Annotated in this window: 19 protein-coding genes and 1 other annotated feature; of the genes, 17 read left to right on the top strand and 2 right to left on the bottom strand. The window is 48.2% G+C overall.

Features of this window, described 5'->3' with window-relative positions:
* Window positions 1-69 precede the first annotated feature (69 nt).
* The 14 genes from mreC to pheA all read left to right on the top strand — a co-directional run bounded on the left by mreC (window position 70) and on the right by pheA (window position 11,775).
* Window positions 70-936 carry a rod shape-determining protein MreC gene (mreC, locus tag CYJ37_RS14765; RefSeq protein ID WP_101550419.1) on the top strand — a complete coding sequence of 289 codons (867 nt, stop codon included), beginning with the start codon at window positions 70-72 and terminating at the stop codon, window positions 934-936.
* Window positions 937-939: 3 nt separating this feature from the next.
* Entirely contained in the window at window positions 940-1,464 is a 525-nt protein-coding gene (mreD, locus tag CYJ37_RS14760) for a rod shape-determining protein MreD (protein WP_009796094.1), read from the top strand.
* Window positions 1,465-1,723: 259 nt separating this feature from the next.
* A complete protein-coding gene (minC, locus tag CYJ37_RS14755) occupies window positions 1,724-2,404 on the top strand; it encodes a septum site-determining protein MinC (RefSeq protein WP_094766969.1) in 681 nt (226 codons plus the stop codon).
* Window position 2,405: 1 nt separating this feature from the next.
* Complete coding sequence (gene minD / locus CYJ37_RS14750; protein WP_094766970.1) at window positions 2,406-3,209, top strand: septum site-determining protein MinD; 804 nt, start codon at window positions 2,406-2,408, stop codon at window positions 3,207-3,209.
* Window positions 3,210-3,652: 443 nt separating this feature from the next.
* Window positions 3,653-4,429, top strand: a complete 777-nt coding sequence (locus CYJ37_RS14740; protein WP_101550415.1) for a M23 family metallopeptidase — start codon at window positions 3,653-3,655, stop codon at window positions 4,427-4,429.
* Window positions 4,422-5,288 (top strand): M50 family metallopeptidase, encoded by an 867-nt coding sequence (locus tag CYJ37_RS14735; RefSeq protein WP_101550413.1) that lies wholly within the window; start codon window positions 4,422-4,424, stop codon window positions 5,286-5,288. Before CYJ37_RS14740 ends, CYJ37_RS14735 begins: the two co-directional genes overlap by 8 nt.
* A gap of 53 nt (window positions 5,289-5,341) precedes the next feature.
* A complete protein-coding gene (locus CYJ37_RS14730) occupies window positions 5,342-6,820 on the top strand; it encodes an Rne/Rng family ribonuclease (RefSeq protein WP_101550411.1) in 1,479 nt (492 codons plus the stop codon).
* Window positions 6,821-6,902: 82 nt separating this feature from the next.
* Window positions 6,903-6,984 (top strand) — a sequence feature (ribosomal protein L21 leader region).
* Between the two features lie 13 nt (window positions 6,985-6,997).
* The gene (gene rplU / locus CYJ37_RS14725; protein WP_009796103.1) at window positions 6,998-7,306 is read left to right on the top strand and encodes a 50S ribosomal protein L21; all 309 of its coding nucleotides are present in this window, start codon (window positions 6,998-7,000) and stop codon (window positions 7,304-7,306) included.
* An 11-nt stretch (window positions 7,307-7,317) separates the two neighbouring features.
* Complete coding sequence (locus tag CYJ37_RS14720; RefSeq protein WP_009796104.1) at window positions 7,318-7,650, top strand: ribosomal-processing cysteine protease Prp; 333 nt, start codon at window positions 7,318-7,320, stop codon at window positions 7,648-7,650.
* Between the two features lie 12 nt (window positions 7,651-7,662).
* Window positions 7,663-7,953: a 50S ribosomal protein L27 gene (gene rpmA, locus CYJ37_RS14715; RefSeq protein WP_009796105.1), complete on the top strand. Its 291-nt coding sequence runs from the start codon at window positions 7,663-7,665 to the stop codon at window positions 7,951-7,953.
* A gap of 269 nt (window positions 7,954-8,222) precedes the next feature.
* A complete protein-coding gene (locus CYJ37_RS14710; RefSeq protein ID WP_009796106.1) occupies window positions 8,223-8,771 on the top strand; it encodes a sporulation initiation phosphotransferase B in 549 nt (182 codons plus the stop codon).
* 111 nt (window positions 8,772-8,882) lie between these two features.
* A complete protein-coding gene (obgE, locus tag CYJ37_RS14705) occupies window positions 8,883-10,175 on the top strand; it encodes a GTPase ObgE (RefSeq protein ID WP_094766974.1) in 1,293 nt (430 codons plus the stop codon).
* A 109-nt stretch (window positions 10,176-10,284) separates the two neighbouring features.
* On the top strand, window positions 10,285-10,740 hold the full coding sequence (locus CYJ37_RS14700; protein WP_035403585.1) for an ACT domain-containing protein: 456 nt from the start codon (window positions 10,285-10,287) through the stop codon (window positions 10,738-10,740).
* Window positions 10,741-10,896: 156 nt separating this feature from the next.
* Window positions 10,897-11,775 carry a prephenate dehydratase gene (gene pheA / locus CYJ37_RS14695; protein WP_009796109.1) on the top strand — a complete coding sequence of 293 codons (879 nt, stop codon included), beginning with the start codon at window positions 10,897-10,899 and terminating at the stop codon, window positions 11,773-11,775.
* A gap of 64 nt (window positions 11,776-11,839) precedes the next feature.
* Here pheA and CYJ37_RS14690 read toward each other — a convergent pair whose 3' ends face one another.
* On the bottom strand, window positions 11,840-12,382 hold the full coding sequence (locus CYJ37_RS14690) for a transcription repressor NadR (RefSeq protein WP_009796110.1): 543 nt from the start codon (window positions 12,380-12,382) through the stop codon (window positions 11,840-11,842).
* 62 nt (window positions 12,383-12,444) lie between these two features.
* Window positions 12,445-13,602: an IscS subfamily cysteine desulfurase gene (locus tag CYJ37_RS14685; RefSeq protein ID WP_009796111.1), complete on the bottom strand. Its 1,158-nt coding sequence runs from the start codon at window positions 13,600-13,602 to the stop codon at window positions 12,445-12,447.
* Window positions 13,603-13,706: 104 nt separating this feature from the next.
* Here CYJ37_RS14685 and nadB point away from each other — a divergent pair, with 104 nt between their 5' ends.
* Genes nadB through nadA form a run of 3 tightly spaced genes read left to right on the top strand, consistent with a single transcriptional unit; the run spans window position 13,707 to window position 17,216 of the window.
* Entirely contained in the window at window positions 13,707-15,293 is a 1,587-nt protein-coding gene (nadB, locus tag CYJ37_RS14680; protein ID WP_022544231.1) for an L-aspartate oxidase, read from the top strand.
* A complete protein-coding gene (nadC, locus tag CYJ37_RS14675; protein ID WP_101550409.1) occupies window positions 15,262-16,113 on the top strand; it encodes a carboxylating nicotinate-nucleotide diphosphorylase in 852 nt (283 codons plus the stop codon). Before nadB ends, nadC begins: the two co-directional genes overlap by 32 nt.
* Complete coding sequence (nadA, locus tag CYJ37_RS14670) at window positions 16,110-17,216, top strand: quinolinate synthase NadA (protein ID WP_101550408.1); 1,107 nt, start codon at window positions 16,110-16,112, stop codon at window positions 17,214-17,216. Before nadC ends, nadA begins: the two co-directional genes overlap by 4 nt.
* The last annotated feature ends 211 nt before the right edge of the window (window positions 17,217-17,427 follow it).

The raw sequence follows: 17,427 nt of genomic DNA, 5'->3' as shown, positions 1-17,427 counted from the left end.
CCGGGCATGAAGCAGTCATTCGCTTTTATCCTGGAGTCTCTTCTTTTTAAAGAAATAGAGGTGTGAACCATGCCACAGTTTTTCCTGAATAAACGCCTGATCATCCTGCTTGTCAGTATCATTATTCTGGTGGCATTAATCGGATTTTCCCTGAAAGAAAGGGAAAAGCTTTCATGGGCAGAGCAATTTGTGAAAGATACAGCGAGCTGGGCACAGACCATCGTTTCCCGGCCGGCAAGCTATGTTGCCGGATTCTTCGAAAATGTGAAAGACTTGCAGAATACATATGAAGAAAACAAGGAATTGAAGGGCCGGCTTGATCAGCTTGCCATGCTTGAGGCCGATGTCCAGCGCTTGAAGGATGAAAATGAAAAACTGCAGACGATACTCGATAAAAAAGGTGATTTAAGCAAATATAAGCCCATCCAGGCAACTGTGATTGCGAGGAATCCCGACCGCTGGGAAGAGACGCTGATCATCAATAAAGGCGAAAAAGATGGTCTGGAAAAAGATATGGCTGTTATAACAGCCGGCGGCTTGATCGGCAAAGTGAAAAATACGAGCCCTCTTTCCGCCAGCGTTCAGCTCCTCAGCAGCACCGATCCTGCCAACCGGATTTCGGCTGTTATCAATGAAAAGATCTATGGGACGATCGAAGGGTACGATACTAAAAAGAAACTTCTTTTGCTAAAACGGATTCCGTATGATGCCAAAGTAGAAAAAGGAGAGATTGTCTCTACCTCAGGACTTGGCGGTGTTTTTCCATCAGGATTGCCTGTAGGTGTAGTAGAAGAAGTTGTTCCTGATGAGTTCGGATTGAACCAGACTGCTTATGTAAAGCCTGGTGCGGATTTTTATGATATCGAGCATGTGATGGTTGCAAAGCTTTCCATGGAGAAGCCTGATTTGGATATATTGGAAGAAGAGGAGGAATAGAGAATGAAACGGTTTCTTCTTCCTCTTCTCGTTTTATTTTTTTTCGTTCTGGACAGCGTTTTTGTCCAGCTGCTGTCTGCAGAATTGTATAACAGCAAACGGATCATGGTCCCGCATTTCCTGGCGGTCATTATCATTTTCCTGACCATCTACGGCAGTAAAAAACATGGAATTATCTATGGACTGATTTTCGGCCTGCTGTTTGATATTGTGTATACAGATATCATCGGCATCTATTTATTCATGCTGCCGCTGCTGGCCTATATTGCGTCCAAAATCATCCGGATCCTGCATACCAATCTTGCAGTGGTCGCCCTTATCACTCTGTTTGAACTGGCGCTTCTGGAACTGGGTGTGTACGAGATGAATTTCCTGATTCACCGCACAAACATGGAGTTTTCAGTGTTCCTGCAGCAGCGGCTGCTGCCGACGCTTGTGCTGAATCTTGCTTTCATCGTTGTGGTATCCTTTCCTTTTAAGAAGTTTTTCGAAAAGTTCGCACGCGAGCTTGATGAATACGGCCAGTGATATTGAAAAAGCTTGAGGGCAGCCGATAAAAATATTGTGGCAGCATGTAAAACTGCACAGGCGAAAAAAGGATTTTGTGAGCTTATGTCGAATTGTATTATGTGGAGCCGCAGAAAAGGCATACATCTTTTGTATGGCGCATGGCTCAAATCTTCTTAAGGAGCAGCATGGCTGTTCCGGATGGGGATGTAAAGCCGGCCAGCCGGCTGAAATGACTTGGCACATGCCAGGTTTTTCTAATTGAGGTGAACATCTTGCAATGAAGAAAACTCAGAATGTGACAATAAAAGGGACAAAGGACGGCCTGACTCTTCATCTGGACGACTCCTGTTCCTATGAGGAACTGAAAAAGGAGCTTGATAGAAAGCTCTCCGAAAGCGCGAGAACCAATGTAGACCGTCCGCTTATGTCTGTAAGGGTGCAGGCAGGAAACCGCTATCTTACCGCTGATCAGGAGGAAGAGCTGAAGGATTTGATCAGGTCAAAGAAGAACTTTGTCGTTGATTCTGTCAGCTCAAATGTTCTGACTAAGGAAGAGGCGGACAGGGAAAAGAAAGAAAATGAGATTATGTCGGTGGCAAAAATCATCCGCTCAGGGCAGGTCCTTGAAGTTCCTGGCGACCTGCTCCTGATCGGGGATGTGAATCCCGGCGGCACTGTCATGGCGGGAGGAAGCATTTTCATCATGGGCAGCTTAAAGGGAATTGCCCATGCCGGCTGCTACGGAAACAAGCAGGCAGTCATAGCGGCAAGCATGATGAGGCCTTCCCAGCTAAGGATCAGCGACTGCATCAACCGGGCGCCTGATCACAGCAAGGACGAGGACATGAGGGAAATGGAATGTGCCTACATAGATGAAAATGAACAAATGATAGTTGATAGATTGCAGGTTTTAATGCATCTCAGACCAAACTTAACGAGATTGGAAGGGGGACACTAGTGTGGGAGAAGCTATTGTAATTACTTCAGGCAAAGGCGGTGTCGGCAAAACGACTACATCGGCCAACATCGGAACTGCTTTGGCTTTGCAGGGGAAGCGGGTCTGCCTTATCGATACAGATATCGGCCTGCGCAACCTGGACGTGGTGATGGGGCTTGAAAACCGCATCATCTATGATCTGGTGGATGTCATTGAAGGCCGCTGCAAGGTCCATCAGGCTCTTGTGAAGGACAAGCGCTTTGAAGATCTTCTTTATTTGCTTCCTGCTGCCCAGACAAGTGATAAAACCGCTGTAAATCCTGAACAGATGAAAAAGCTGGTAGAAGAGCTGAAGCAGGACTATGATTATATCATTATCGATTGTCCGGCAGGGATCGAACAAGGCTACAAGAATGCCGTTGCCGGAGCAGACAAGGCGATTGTCGTCACGACTCCCGAGGTTTCAGCCGTCCGTGATGCCGACAGGATCATCGGCCTGCTCGAAAAGGAAGAGAATGTCGAAGCGCCCAAACTTGTCATCAACAGGATCCGCAGCCATATGATGAAAAATGGCGATATGCTGGATGTCGATGAAATCACGGCCCATTTATCCATCGACCTGATCGGGATCGTGGCAGATGACGACGAAGTCATCAAAGCATCCAACCACGGCGAACCGATCGCACTCAACCCGAACAGCAAAGCATCCGTCGCCTACCGCAACATCGCCCGCCGCATCCTCGGCGAAGCCGTTCCGCTCCAGCAGCTCGAACAAGAAAACACAGGCATGTTCACCAAACTGAAAAGATTTTTTGGAGTAAAATAGGAGTATCAAAGTTATTAAGGGCTTTAAATTGAGAAATTCTATCTGCTTAGAGATCTTATGACCTAGCACTTTGGTGCCGTAAAAGTTTAAAAATCCTGTTGATTGGAGTGCAAGGCACGCAGACTCCTGCGGGAAATAGCGGCAGAGCTGAGACCCCACAGGAGCTCGCTCCGAGGAGGCTCAGCGCCGCCCCGCGGAAAGCGAAGTGCCTGGAACGCAAATCAACAGCCTCATACTTAAGCGCAACAAAAAATCTGTTTAATACGATTGGTCTTCAGTCAAAAAAGTCGGTAATCTCCGGCTTTTTTTGTTTGCTTTTTTTAACTGTTCCCAATCGTTGATATTCTCCCAATCTCTCCGCCTCTTTCTCCCCCAAAATGTCATACTCCCCCCAAACCCCTCATAGACTTGTACAAATCAGTTTAGGGACAGGTGGGGAGATCATGCGTTCAAGAGCAGATGAAATACGCAAAAGAATCGAAAAACGGAAAAAAGACCAGGAACGGATCAATAAACAGTTGCAGCACAGGCTTCCCTGGGCAGAAGAGGAGGAAAAGCACGGGTTTGGAAAGATGCCTTCCTATGAAGGCACCTCTCCAGAAGGTGAGCATCCCCTTTTTAAAAAAGAAGTATTCTTCTTTAAGCTGCTGGCCTCTGCATGCCTGGTGCTGGTCACAGCCATCCTTTTCAAAAATCCGTCAGCTGCCTTTGAGCCGGCCAAAAACTTTGTGGCCAAAACGATGGAGACTGACTTTCAGTTTGCCGCTGTGTCGGAATGGTATGAAGAGCAGTTCGGAGAGCCTTTGGCGCTGGTGCCTTTTACGGATTCAAAAAAGGAGAGGGACGAGTCAGCTCCCGCCCAGGAATATGCGCTCCCAGCCTCCGGCAAAATTCTTGAGGAGTTCGATGAGACAGGCCAGAGGGTGACGATTGAGGTCGCAATCGATGCAAATGTGGAATCAGTAGAAGAGGGGCTTGTTAAGTTTGCCAGCAATAAAGAAGGATTCGGGAAAACCGTCATTGTCCAGCATGCTGATAAAACTGAGACATGGTATGGAAATTTGAGCGAGATCAAGGTCAATCTTTATGATTATATCGGCAAAGGTGTCGCAGTGGGAACAGCAGCTGAAGTGCCGGAGAGCGGCAAAGGATCTTTTTATTTTGCGCTAAAGCAAGGCGATGATTTTATCGATCCGATCCAGGTGATGCAATTTGACTAAAATGCTCAGTCTATTCCGGTATATCCACATTCATCCCCTGCTGTGGGCTGTCATCGGGCTGGCAGTGGCAACGGCCCGTTTTCAGGAGGTGATGATGCTCCTCCTGATTGTCTTTGTGCACGAAATGGGTCATGCCTGGGCGGCAGCCCGCTTTTCATGGCGAATTAAAAGAATATCATTGCTTCCATTTGGCGGAGTAGCCGAAATGGATGAGCATGGAAACAGGCCGCTGAAGGAAGAAGCGGCCGTTATTTTGGCCGGGCCTCTCCAGCATGTCTGGCTGATTGCCCTTTCCTACATTCTTTATAGTATGTCAGTGCTGGACGGGGCACTGTTTGAGCTTTTTTTTCAATATAATATCATGATTCTGATTTTCAATCTTCTGCCTATCTGGCCGCTTGATGGGGGGAAGCTGCTGTTTTTATACCTGTCCCAAAAGAAGGCGTTCCCAGATGCCCACAAACAGGCCTTAAGGATTTCACTTGGGGCAGCCCTTATTTTTGCTGCGGTTATGCTGCTGGCAGCGCCCCTTAATCCGAATGTCTGGATTGTGCTCGGCTTCCTGCTTTTTTCCCTGCATTTTGAATGGAAGCAGCGGCGGTTTATTTTTATGAGATTCCTGCTTGAGCGGTATTATGGAAACCGGAATGAGTTCAAAGTACTGAAGCCATTGATCGTCAAAGAGGATGAGATGGTTGTCGAAGTGCTTGAGCGTTTCCAGCGCGGCACCAAGCATCCGATTATTGTGGAAAAGGATGGAAAGGAGCATGCAGCACTTGATGAGAATGAGCTTCTTCATGCCTATTTTTCCGAAAAGCTTACCACAGCACGAATGGCTGATTTGCTTTATGCCTATTAAAGCTTGATAATAATAGACAAAGATTTTTAGATATATCAAAGCGGGGAATAAAGTTGAAAAAATTAGTCATCAATTACGCAACAAGGGAAAAACGTTATGCAGTTCTGAATGAATCGGGCAAGCCGGAAAAGCTGATCATTGACCAGCCGAAAAATCTATCCGCAGTAGGCAGCATTTATCTCGGGACGGTCGCAAAGGTGCTGCCTGGGATGAATGCTGCTTTCGTTGAGATTGGGGAAGAAAAGAGCGGGTTTCTGCACCGCGACAGGCTCGCATCATATGTGCGTTCAGCCGAAGACAAAGAGAAGAAAGACAAAAAATCAATCTCCTCTTTTGTTCGTGAAGGTGAAAAACTGCTTGTACAGGTTGAAAAAGATGCGGCGGGCACGAAAGGTCCCCGGCTTACCAATGTCATTGAATTCCAGGGCGAAAAGCTGATTTATATGCCCTTTGGCCGGTATGTGGCCGTTTCAAGGAAAATAGAGGAAGACTCTGCAAGGGAAGAGCTGAGAACGCTCGGGATGAAACTGAAGGAAGAAGAAGAAGGGCTCATCTTCCGTACTTCTGCTGCAGGAGCATCTGAAGAAGACTTCCAAAAAGAACTGGAGGAGCTTCGTGCAGAACACCGTGAGCTTACTAAAAAGGCTGCTTCGGTAAAGAAGCCTGCAAAGCTTGCTGAAAAAGAAACCTTCCTGGAGGAAGCGGCAGCTGAGATGGCCAGCCTTGGAGCCGGCGAGGTGGTGGTTGACGACCTTGCTGTAAAGCAGAAACTGGAAAAAGCAGCGGCAGAGTCTGTAGTCCGTTACTACAATAATAAGGAAAGCATTTTCTCTGCCTATAATCTTGACCAGGAAATCGATAGGGCGCTAAAAAAAATCGTCTGGCTTGATAACGGCGCCTATCTTATCTTTGACGAAGCAGAGGCTCTGACTGTCATCGATGTGAATACAGGAAAATACTCCGGCCGGGAAAATCTGCGCGACACGGTTCTCAGGACTAATGAATGGGCGGCGGCAGAGGCTGCAAGGCAGATCAGGCTCAGGGACATCGGCGGCATGATTCTGATTGATTTCATTGATATGAAAGAGGAAAGAGACCGGCAGCATATTTCAAGGATGATGGAAAAAGAGCTCCGCAAAGATGAGCGGAGGACGAGGATCGTCGGGTTCACTCCGCTAGGCATATTGCAGATTACAAGGAAAAAGACGCGTGCTGCCCTTTCTGAATCGCTTACGGTCAAGTGTACTGCCTGTGAAGGGACTGGGCGGATGGTCAGTGCAGAGACAGCGGCCTTCCGGCTTGAGCGGGAAATTTGGGAAAAGCGGGGAAGCGATTATGAAGCCGCCCTCATCAGACTTTCGGCAGATGTTTTGGATGTTTTTTCGGGCGAGCAGGGCATTCACCGGAAAAGGCTGGAAGAAACATGCGGCCTCAGGCTCTTTTTTGCTGCAGAAGACTCCAGGATTCCTTTTTATGAAATCCGCCAGCTGGGAAGCCTGAAGGAAATTGAAGCAAAGCATAAAAAGCAATAAAGCTTCCTGATTTAAAACCGGGATAATGTATTGACACACTCTCTGAATATATGATAGTATTCTTATGTTATGTTTGTAGCGCACCAAGCTACAACCGCTCAGAGCAGGTATTCAAGTTTTTGCTTTTTGCAAAACGCCTGCAATTGGCGAGTCTTAGTCTATAAGGAGGTGCAGTTCATGTACGCTATTATCGAAACTGGTGGAAAGCAGATCAAAGTTGAAGAAGGCCAAGCTATCTTCATCGAAAAGCTGGACACTGTAGAAGGCGAAACAGTTACTTTTGACAAAGTTTTATTCGTAGGCGGCGACAATGTAAAGGTAGGAAGCCCTGTAGTTGAAGGCGCTACTGTAACGGCTAAAGTTGAAAAACAAGGCCGTGCAAAGAAGATCATTGTCTTCAAATACAAAGCGAAGAAAAACTATCGTAAAAAGCAAGGTCATCGTCAGCCGTTCACTAAAGTTGTAATCGAAAAGATCAACGCATAAGGTTTGGTTGTATGATCCATACGACGATTATTCGTACTGAAGCCGGCCGCGTCAGGTCTTTTTCATTGAGCGGGCATGCCCTTTTTGCCAACCATGGCAAAGATATCGTATGTGCAGGCGTTTCTGCAGTGTCCATCGGTGCCATCAACAGCATCATGGCGCTGACAGGAGTCGAGCCTGACATCGAACAGGGAGACAGCGGCTTTCTCCGATGCGACATTCCGCAGGATCTTCCTGAAGAGACGCAAGAGAAAGTCCAGCTTCTGCTGGAAGGCATGATTGTTTCATTGGAGACGATTGAGCGTGAGTATGGCAAGCACATAAAAATAACCTTCAAAAAATAGGAGGTGAAACAAATGCTAAGATTAGATCTTCAGTTTTTCGCTTCTAAAAAAGGAGTAGGTTCTACAAAGAACGGCCGTGACTCAATCTCTAAGCGCCTTGGCGCTAAACGTGCAGACGGTCAATTCGTATCCGGCGGTTCTATCCTTTACCGTCAGCGCGGTACAAAGATCTACCCTGGAGTGAACGTTGGACGCGGAGGCGACGATACTCTTTTCGCGAAAGTGGACGGAGTTGTCAAGTTCGAGCGTGTAGGCCGTGACCGCAAGCAAGTGAGCGTTTATCCAGCTGCTCAAGAAGCTTAAGCTTACCACAGAAAACTCTAACCGACAGGTTAGAGTTTTCTTTTTTCCTTTAGATGCGATTCCAGCGATAGGGCTGATGATCAAGCGTGGACCGCGGAAAGGGCATGGATCCCCCATCGGGCTGCCGTGGCTTTTCCGCGGTTCGCCGGCTTGTGCCCGGCTGCCTTGAATTCTTAATTTTAACAGGAAATTGCTTACTCCCATCTTCTTTTTTGATATACTATCAGCAGGCAATCTTATGACACTAATAATTGTGTAGGAGTGCATTTATGGAAAAAGATTGGAGCACAGTTGAGGTTTTGCGGCATGCACGCCATGACTGGATGAATAAAATACAATTAATTAAAGGAAATCTTTCCCTAAGCAAATATGACAGAGCCAAGGAAATCATCGATGAAATCGTTGTAGAAGCCCAGAATGAAGCAAAGCTTTCCAACTTGAATATTCCCCAATTTGCCTCCCTGCTGTTTACCTACAATTGGGAAAACCATTCGTTCCAGATTGAGTATGAGGTGCTGGATGATGTCAAGTGCAGAAAACTGGATGACCAGTTCCTGGAGAGCTGGACAAGGTCCTTTTTTGCAAGGCTGGACGATTCGGTCAAACCCTTTCATGATAACCATTTATCGGTATTGATAGAGCCTCAGGAGGATGGAATCCGTTTGTTTTTTGATTTTAGCGGAATAATAACAGAGAGAGAATCGATCAGATCTTATCTGGGAGAGCAGCACCAGGCCATCAGGATGAAGATGGAGGAGCTGTCTGAGCAGGAGCTGGCCCTGGAAGTGTTTATGCCATTCAGCAGGGGATTGGAGTAGCTGGGTGCGCCCGGAAGGGGATACGCTGAGCCTTGCTTAGGGCAAAGCAGATTTTTACTGCTGTAGCTTCGCATTTTTGTGTACATACAGCAGACAGGAGGAGTTTTTAATATGTTTGTCGATCAAACGAAGATATATGTGAAAGGCGGAGACGGAGGCAACGGGATGGTTGCTTTCCGCCGTGAAAAGTACGTGCCTAAGGGCGGCCCTGCAGGCGGGGACGGAGGCAAGGGTGCAGATGTTGTGTTTGAGGTGGAAGAAGGTCTGCGGACCCTGATGGATTTCCGATATAACCGCCATTTCAAAGCATCCCGCGGGGAACATGGAATGTCCAAAAATCAGCATGGCAGAAATTCAAAGGATATGATTATCAAGGTTCCGCCGGGAACGGTTGTGACCGATGCGGATACGAAAGAAGTTATAGCAGATCTGACTGAGCATGGGCAAAGGGCCATCATCGCAAAAGGCGGACGCGGAGGGCGGGGCAATACCAGATTCGCTACTCCTGCCAACCCTGCGCCGGAGCTGTCAGAGCATGGCGAGCCTGGCCAGGAGCGGGAAGTAGTCCTCGAACTGAAGCTTCTCGCTGATGTCGGGCTTGTCGGATTCCCAAGCGTCGGGAAATCTACCCTGCTTTCGGTTGTGTCTTCAGCAAGGCCAAAGATTGCCGAGTACCATTTTACAACAATCGCCCCGAATTTAGGGATGGTTGAAACAGAAGATGGAAGAAGCTTTGTAATGGCAGACCTGCCCGGGCTGATTGAAGGGGCGCACTCAGGCGTTGGACTGGGGCATCAGTTCCTCCGCCATATCGAAAGGACACGTGTCATTGTCCATGTTATTGATATGGCAGCAGTGGAAGGCCGGGATCCGTATGAGGATTACCTGACAATCAATAAAGAGCTGAAAGAGTACAATCTTCGCCTGACAGAGCGTCCGCAGATCATTGTAGCCAATAAAATGGACATGCCGGAAGCTGAAGAAAATCTGAAGGAATTCAAGAGCAGGCTGACTGATGATCACCCGATTTTCCCGATCTCCGCTTTTACAAGGCAGGGCCTCAGGGATCTGCTGTTTGCTGTTGCAGACAAGATCGAGGAAACGCCTGAATTCCCTCTCATGGAAGATGAAGAAGAGGATAATGGCATTAACCGGGTTGTCTATAAGCATGAAAAGCCTCAGACTGAGTTTGTAATCACAAGGGATCCGGACGGAAGCTTCGTCCTTTCCGGCGATGCTGTCATCAAAGTGTTCAAGATGACCGATTTTTCACGGGAAGAATCTGTCCGCCGTTTCGCGCGCCAGCTGAGGGGCATGGGCGTGGACGAGGCACTGAGGGAACGCGGAGCCAAGGATGGCGACACGATCAAGCTGCTTGAGTTTGAATTTGAATTTGTTGAATAGCATATAAAGCCGCTGCGCCGGAACCGTGATGGGCCGGCGCAGGCTTCATGGCTTTTTCAAGGAAAATTTTACATACATAGACACTGCTTTACGCGAAGGGGTGAAAGGAATGAGACAGGATAAGTCAGATAGGAAATTTTATTTGGTCCGTGAAGATGTCCTTCCGGAAGCCATGAAAAAAACGCTTGAAGCGAAGGAAATGATTGATAGAGGGAAAGCGGAATCGGTGTGGGACGCTGTCCAGAAGGTCGACTTGAGCAGAAGTGCCTTCTATAAGTACCGGGATACGGTCTTCCCTTTTCATACCGTGATCAAAGAGCGGCTTATCACCCTGTTTTTCCATTTGGAGGACAGGTCAGGAACATTATCTCAGCTGCTTGGGATTGTTGCATCCTCAGGCTGCAATGTTTTAACGATTCATCAGACCATCCCTCTGCAAAGCAGGGCGAATGTCACCATGTCTCTCAATACGAGCGGGATGGGAATTGAAATCGATGAGCTTTTGGCCAGGCTGAGAAAATTGGAATTTGTTGAAAAAGTAGAGGTGCTGGGATCAGGTGCATAGCCATATTCCCGGCGCCTTTTTTTAAAACCGGGCGGCATCCCCTGCAGGTTTGTAGAGTTTTATCCATTCCCATCTTGAAAACTAAGGACATACACAGTGTAAAGTGTTAAAGTATATAAAAAGGGACTGTGGATTTGTTTGGGAGGAGTATTGACTATGAAAGCAGGCTATCTTGGGCCAAAGGCTACATTCACTGACTTGGCAGTAAGGGCGATGTTTCCGGAGACGGAATCTATCCCTTACCGCACCATTCCAGGCTGCATGGACGCGGTCCTGAATGAAGAAATTGACTTTGCGGTTGTTCCGATTGAGAATGCGCTTGAAGGATCTGTCAATATTACGCTGGATTATTTGGTTCATGAAGTGGATTTGCCGATCTGCGGGGAGATAACGGCTCCAATCAGCCAGCATCTGATGGTGCATCCGGAGCATGCAGAAGAGTGGCAGGATACTGAAATCATTTACAGCCATTCACATGCAATCGCCCAATGCCATAAATTCCTGCACCAGGATTTGAGGGGCATCCCGTCAGAAAATATGACCTCGACGGCTGCTGCCGCTCAATTTGTGAAAGAGAATCCGGAAATGAAGGCAGCCGCCATTGCCAATGAACTCGCGGCAGAGGAATATGGATTGGTTATTGTAAAAAGGAATATTCATGATTTTCAATATAACCACACCCGCTTTGCTGTTATTTCGAAAAAGCCTGTCAAGCTTGATAGAACAAAGGCGCTGGGCTTTAAAACGACCGTTATGGCCACCTTGCCCTCAGACCGGGCAGGTGCGCTTCATCAGGTTTTATCTGCATTTGCCTGGAGAAAGCTGAATTTGACCAAGATTGAATCAAGGCCGATGAAAACGGGGCTTGGCAATTATTTTTTCATCATTGATATTGATATGGAAGCCGATGATATCCTGATACCGGGAGCGGTAGCAGAGCTGGAAGCGCTGGGATGCGGAGTGAAAATACTGGGAAGCTATCCGTATTACCAGATTGGCAGGAAAACGAGGGATAAGGCGTCCAATGCGCATTAATTACTAAAAGAAAGGCCGGGCTGCTGAAGCCCGGCCTTTTTGCGTATTAGGATGAACATCCGCTCTACGGAAGGTCAACGAGGAAAGCAGCTTCCGAAAGGGCCTGTTCTGCAGCATCCAGAATTGCCTCAGAAGGAGCAGTGATGGTATGGAGGTGAAAGCCTCCGGTAAGCTCTGAGAGGAAGGAAGCATTGGTTTTCCTGATTTTTTCCAAAAACTGTTTGACTTCCCGCCGGTTGGAAACCATGATGGATGCTGTGAGGTCCCCATACACAGGATGCTCAATCTTCACATCCTTAACAGTTGCCCCGTGGTCTACAAGCAGATTCAGCTCCTCTTCTGTCTTGTCTGGAGAGTGGGAGCAGGCGACCGTCCGTTCGAACAGCTGGGCGGGAGGAACCTGCTGAAGATAGAGGTATCCCTGGCTGGTGGCAATGATCGGCTCATTCTTTGCCTTAAGAAGCGTGATATCGCCGACGATGACCTGCCTGCTAACATTCGCTTTTCTGGCAAGCTCGCTCCCTGTGACTGGCTCCTGGCGGGATTTCAGGAGATCCAGCAGCATAGAGCGCCGTTCATCCCCCAGAACTTTTTTCTGTCCGTTCATACAAAACTCTCCTAACACCTTTTATAATGAACCATTTTAACACAGCATTTTCCTGAAAGCGATCATTCAGCGGCAGGCTTGTGCCGGCTGTAATCCCTGATGATGCCGGCAATTGTGCTGCCAAGTTCTCTGATTTCCTCAAAGGAAGAATCCCGCCCAAAGGAAATACGGATAAATTCCTTTGCTGCAGCATCTTCTATCCCCATCGCCTGCATGGTCTTGGAAGGATTCTGCATGCCTGTCTGGCAGGCGCTTCCTGTTGATATCGCAAATCCTCTCCGATTGCATTCAAGCATCACCCATTGTCCTTCAATCCCGCTGATCCCAAGCCCGACCGTAGAGGCAAGCTGCTCCCCGGAAAAGCCGGAACCATATACCGAAATAGGCAGGTCCGCCTCTTTCAGCACGCCAAGAAATTCTTTCCTCTGCCTGTAAGCAAGCGCCGAAAAGTCAGCCATGGTGCTGTATGCCTTGCCTGCGGCTTCTGTCATAGCCGCTATCCCTGGGACATTTACAGTGCCGGGCCTGAAACCATTCTCATGCGAACTGCCTGGATAATAAGGCTTCCAGGAAAGATCGGGTCTGATGTATACAGCTCCAGCCCCTTTCGGTCCGTAAAATTTGTGGGCAGAAATTGAAAGGCTGTCGACATGCCCAAGAATGCCGGCCAGCTCCATTTTTCCAAAAGAATGGACCATATCGCTGTGCAGCAGAATTCCATTATTCCGGCAAAGTGCGCTTATTTCTATCATTGGCTGGATGGTCCCGATCTCGGAATTGCTGTGCTGAATGACAGCCAGCACTGTATCTTCCCTTATAGCAGCTTCAAAGTCGGAAATTCTTATTCTTCCTTTTTCATCAAAAGGCAGGAGTGTTATATCACAGCCTTCTTCCTCAAGCCGCCTGAGTGTACTGTGGACAGAAGAATGCTCTGCCTTGCCTGCTATGATGTGCTTTCCTTTCTTTTCCGCAGCAGAAAGCAGTGCATGGATGGCAAGGAAATTTCCCTCGCTTCCCCCGCTTGTAAAAAAAATCCCTTCCTTCTCGGCACCGAGCATGAGGGACAGCTGGGAACGGCAGCTTTCGAGAAGGGAAGCTGCCCGGCTGCCGGTGTCATGCAGGCTGCCTGTATTGCCGAAATATTCCCCGGCCGCTTTTACATATACATTTGCCGCATCCTGATCTAATGGAGACGTCGCAGCATAATCAAAATATTTCATCGTAAATCAGCTTCCAATCTATGAATATTAAAAATCACTTGTCATAAGTTTAATTCTATGTAAATATAGGTGTCAAGACACCTGTAAAACAGGAGGAAGAAAATATGGCAAATCGCACCGATGTGATTATCATTGGAAGCGGTGTGGCGGCTTTGCAAATGGCAAAGGAGCTCAGCCGTGATATGAATGTGATTATTTTCACAAAATCTAAAGCGACAGATAGCAATTCTTATATGGCCCAGGGCGGCATAGCGGCAGCTCTTGGCAGCAAGGACAGCCCTTCTCTTCACTTAAAAGATACATTGGAAGCGGGCCGCTGGCATAATGACGAGGACGCAGCAAGGCGTATGACAGAAGCCGCCCCCGGATTGATCAATGAATTGCTTGCATCCGGCTGTTCATTCGACAGAAGTACAGCCGGCGAGCTTCTCCTGGGAATGGAAGGGGCACACCGGGAAAAAAGGATTGTCCATGGAGGCGGCGATGCAACAGGAAAAAAGCTGATAGGGTTTTTACTGGGACAAACAAATGAAAAAGCTTTGATCATTGAAGACTTTTTTGTCTATGATCTTCTGACAAATGATTCCGGCTGTTATGGGGTGAGGGGCATAGGGCAGGATGGGAAACAGGCTGAATTTTATGCAGATCACATTGTGCTGGCAACAGGGGGCTGCGGCCAGCTGTATAGTTATACCTCCAACGCCGCAACTGTCACGGGGGACGGAATCGCCTTGGCATACAGGGCTGGGGCAGAGGTTGCAGATATGGAGTTTATTCAATTTCATCCAACATTATTGTCAATCGGCGGAAAAGGCGCAGGCCTGATCTCTGAAGCTGTGAGGGGGGAAGGCGCAAGGCTTGTCACAGCTGATGGCCGCGCGATCATGGAGAACGTCCACCCTATGAAGGATCTGGCTCCGCGCCATATCGTGTCGCAAACCATTTTCGAGTATATAAATAGCGGAATTGACATTTTTCTTGATATTACCTCTATCGGGAATTTCGCTTCCCGGTTCCCGACAATAACGGAGATGTGCAGGCAAAACGGGATATCCCTTGAACGGGGGCTTTTGCCGGTCATTCCCGGCAGCCACTTCCTGATGGGCGGAATCAGGACCGATCTGGACGGCAGGACGTCAGTCAGCGGCCTTTATGCCATAGGAGAGGCTGCCTGTACAGGTGTCCATGGGGCGAACCGGCTGGCGAGCAATTCTTTGCTCGAAGGACTTTATTTTGGAAGGCAGCTTGCCCGGTATATCTTATCATGTCGGGTGCAGCCCAATGAGGCGGGATCCAGGAGCGTAGAGACAGACGATTCCCGCCCTTTGCCATACCTGCCCAATATCGGGGAAATAAAAGAGCGCATGATGATGAATGCCGGGATTGTCCGGACCGCCTCCGGCCTTCTTGCACAAAGGGAATGGCTGCAGAGATTTGGAGCGGAAAAGTGGGTCAGTGCTTCGCTTGAAGGGTATCGCCGGGAGGATATGAAGGTTATCTTCATGCTGATTGCCTCATGGCTCATCACAGAAGCGGCCTTAAAAAGGACCGAAAGCCGAGGAGGGCATTTCCGAAGCGACTTTCCATTTGAGGATGACCAGAAATGGCTGAGAGTACAAATAATCCAGCAGAAAGATCAAAAAGAAGAGGATGGGGAAAATGAACAGATTAAAGCTGCGGCTGCTACTTGAACAATTTTTTCTTGAAGACATCGGGGACCGGGACGTGAGCAGTGAATTAATATTTGGGGAAGAAGAGCAGGGGGAGATTGTGTTTTTGGCCAAGGAAGATGGCGTTTTCTGCGGAGCTGATATCCTTTTGACAGGCTTCCCTTTACTGGACAGCAGCATTGATATTGATTTAATCGCCAGGGACGGCGGGCAGATAAGAGCCGGCCAGACTCTTGCAAGGGTGAGAGGTCCGGTTCACAGCCTCCTGAAAGGGGAGCGTGTTATCCTGAATCTGCTGCAGCGGATGAGCGGGATTGCAACAAGGACAAATGAAGCCGTACAGTTAATGGCCGGAAGCCGCACGAGGATCACGGATACAAGAAAAACGACCCCGGGTTTGAGGATGCTGGAGAAATATGCAGTCCGTACAGGCGGAGGCTTTAACCACCGGTATGGATTGTATGATGCTGTCATGATCAAGGATAACCATATTTCCTTCGCAGGGAGTATTTCTAATGCTGTCGAAGCGGTGAGGTCGAGACTTGGCCACATGGTGAAAATAGAGGTTGAAACAGAAACGAAGGAACAGGTGCTTGAGGCGGTTAAAGTGAAGGCGGATGTCATCATGTTTGACAACCGGTCACCAAAAGAAATCCGGGAATGGCTGCCGCTCGTCCCGGAAGGAATCACAACAGAGGCATCAGGCGGGATTACGATGGAGACACTTGCCGCTTATGGGGAAACAGATGTTGATTATATCTCGCTCGGTTTTCTCACACATTCTGTCAAATCGCTGGATATCAGTGTGAAAGTCAAAATGCTTCAGGGGGTAAAAGGATGAATATTTTTGAGATAGCAGAGCAAGGGGCAAAGATGCTGCCGGAAAAATATAAAACAATGCCAGCAGAAGAGCTTGAGGAAAGGGTCCGGGCTGTAAAAAGCAGGCTTGGAAAGAAGCTCTTCATCCCCGGACATCATTATCAGAAAGATGAAGTCATCCAATTTGCCGATGCTACCGGAGATTCGCTGAAGCTTGCCCAGCTCTCTGCTGAGAATAAAGACGCAGAGCATATTGTCTTCTGCGGGGTCCATTTTATGGCTGAGACAGCGGATATCCTGACTACAGAAAATCAGAAGGTCTACCTGCCTGATATGAGGGCTGGCTGTTCCATGGCTGATATGGCCGATATCCGCCAGACTGAGAAAGCGTGGAGCCGGCTGTCTGCCATGTTCGGCGATACGATGCTGCCTCTGACTTATGTAAATTCAACAGCCGCGATCAAAGCATTTGTAGGTGCACATGGAGGGGCCACCGTTACCTCGTCGAATGCAGAAGAAATGGTGGGGTGGGCGTTTACACAAAAAGAAAGGCTGCTTTTTCTGCCAGATCAGCATCTTGGGAGGAATACAGCCTTCAATCTGGCTATCCCGCTTGACAGAATGGCCGTCTGGAATCCCATCTCTGAAATTCTTGAATACGAAGGCAATCTGGAGGAAGTAAAGGTTATCCTTTGGAAAGGTCACTGCTCTGTCCACGAAAACTTTACAGTGGCAAACATCGAGCAGGTCAGGGCAGACTTTCCTGGCATGAAAATTATCGTGCATCCTGAATGCCGGAGAGAGGTAGTCGAACGTTCTGACTTGGCCGGATCAACCAATTTCATCATCCAGGCAATCGAAAAATCAGCTCCGGGGACCCATTGGGCAATCGGGACTGAAATGAATCTTGTGAACAGGATCATTCAATCCCATCCGGACAAAAAGATCATCTCACTCAACCCGAATATGTGCCCCTGCCTGACCATGAACAGAATCGACCTTCCGCATTTGACCTGGTCGCTTGAGATGGCGGCGGAAGGAAATGCTGTGAACAGGATCACAGTTTCGGAGCCTGTTGCTTCCAATGCAAGGCTTGCCCTTGAAAGGATGCTTGCACGGTCCTGACAAATAAATATCGGAGGTTTTCAGCAGTCCCTCTTCTTCCTTGTTATATGGCAAGCCTGCCATTCATATCATTGAAGACGAAGGGACTGTTTTATTTAGTTTTTCAATTGATGCATGGCACCGCTGCAAGGCTTGAGGCGCAAAGTTTATCCGGAACCGCATAAGTTTTTTTGATAATGATTAGCAATTTGCCCATTCCGTCATACAATGT

Source organism: Bacillus sp. UMB0728 (assembly GCF_002858875.1).
Lineage (GTDB): Bacteria > Bacillota > Bacilli > Bacillales > Cytobacillaceae > Bacillus_AB > Bacillus_AB infantis.
Note: the sequence above shows the minus strand (reverse complement) of the source record. Positions and strands in the feature narration are given on the sequence as shown.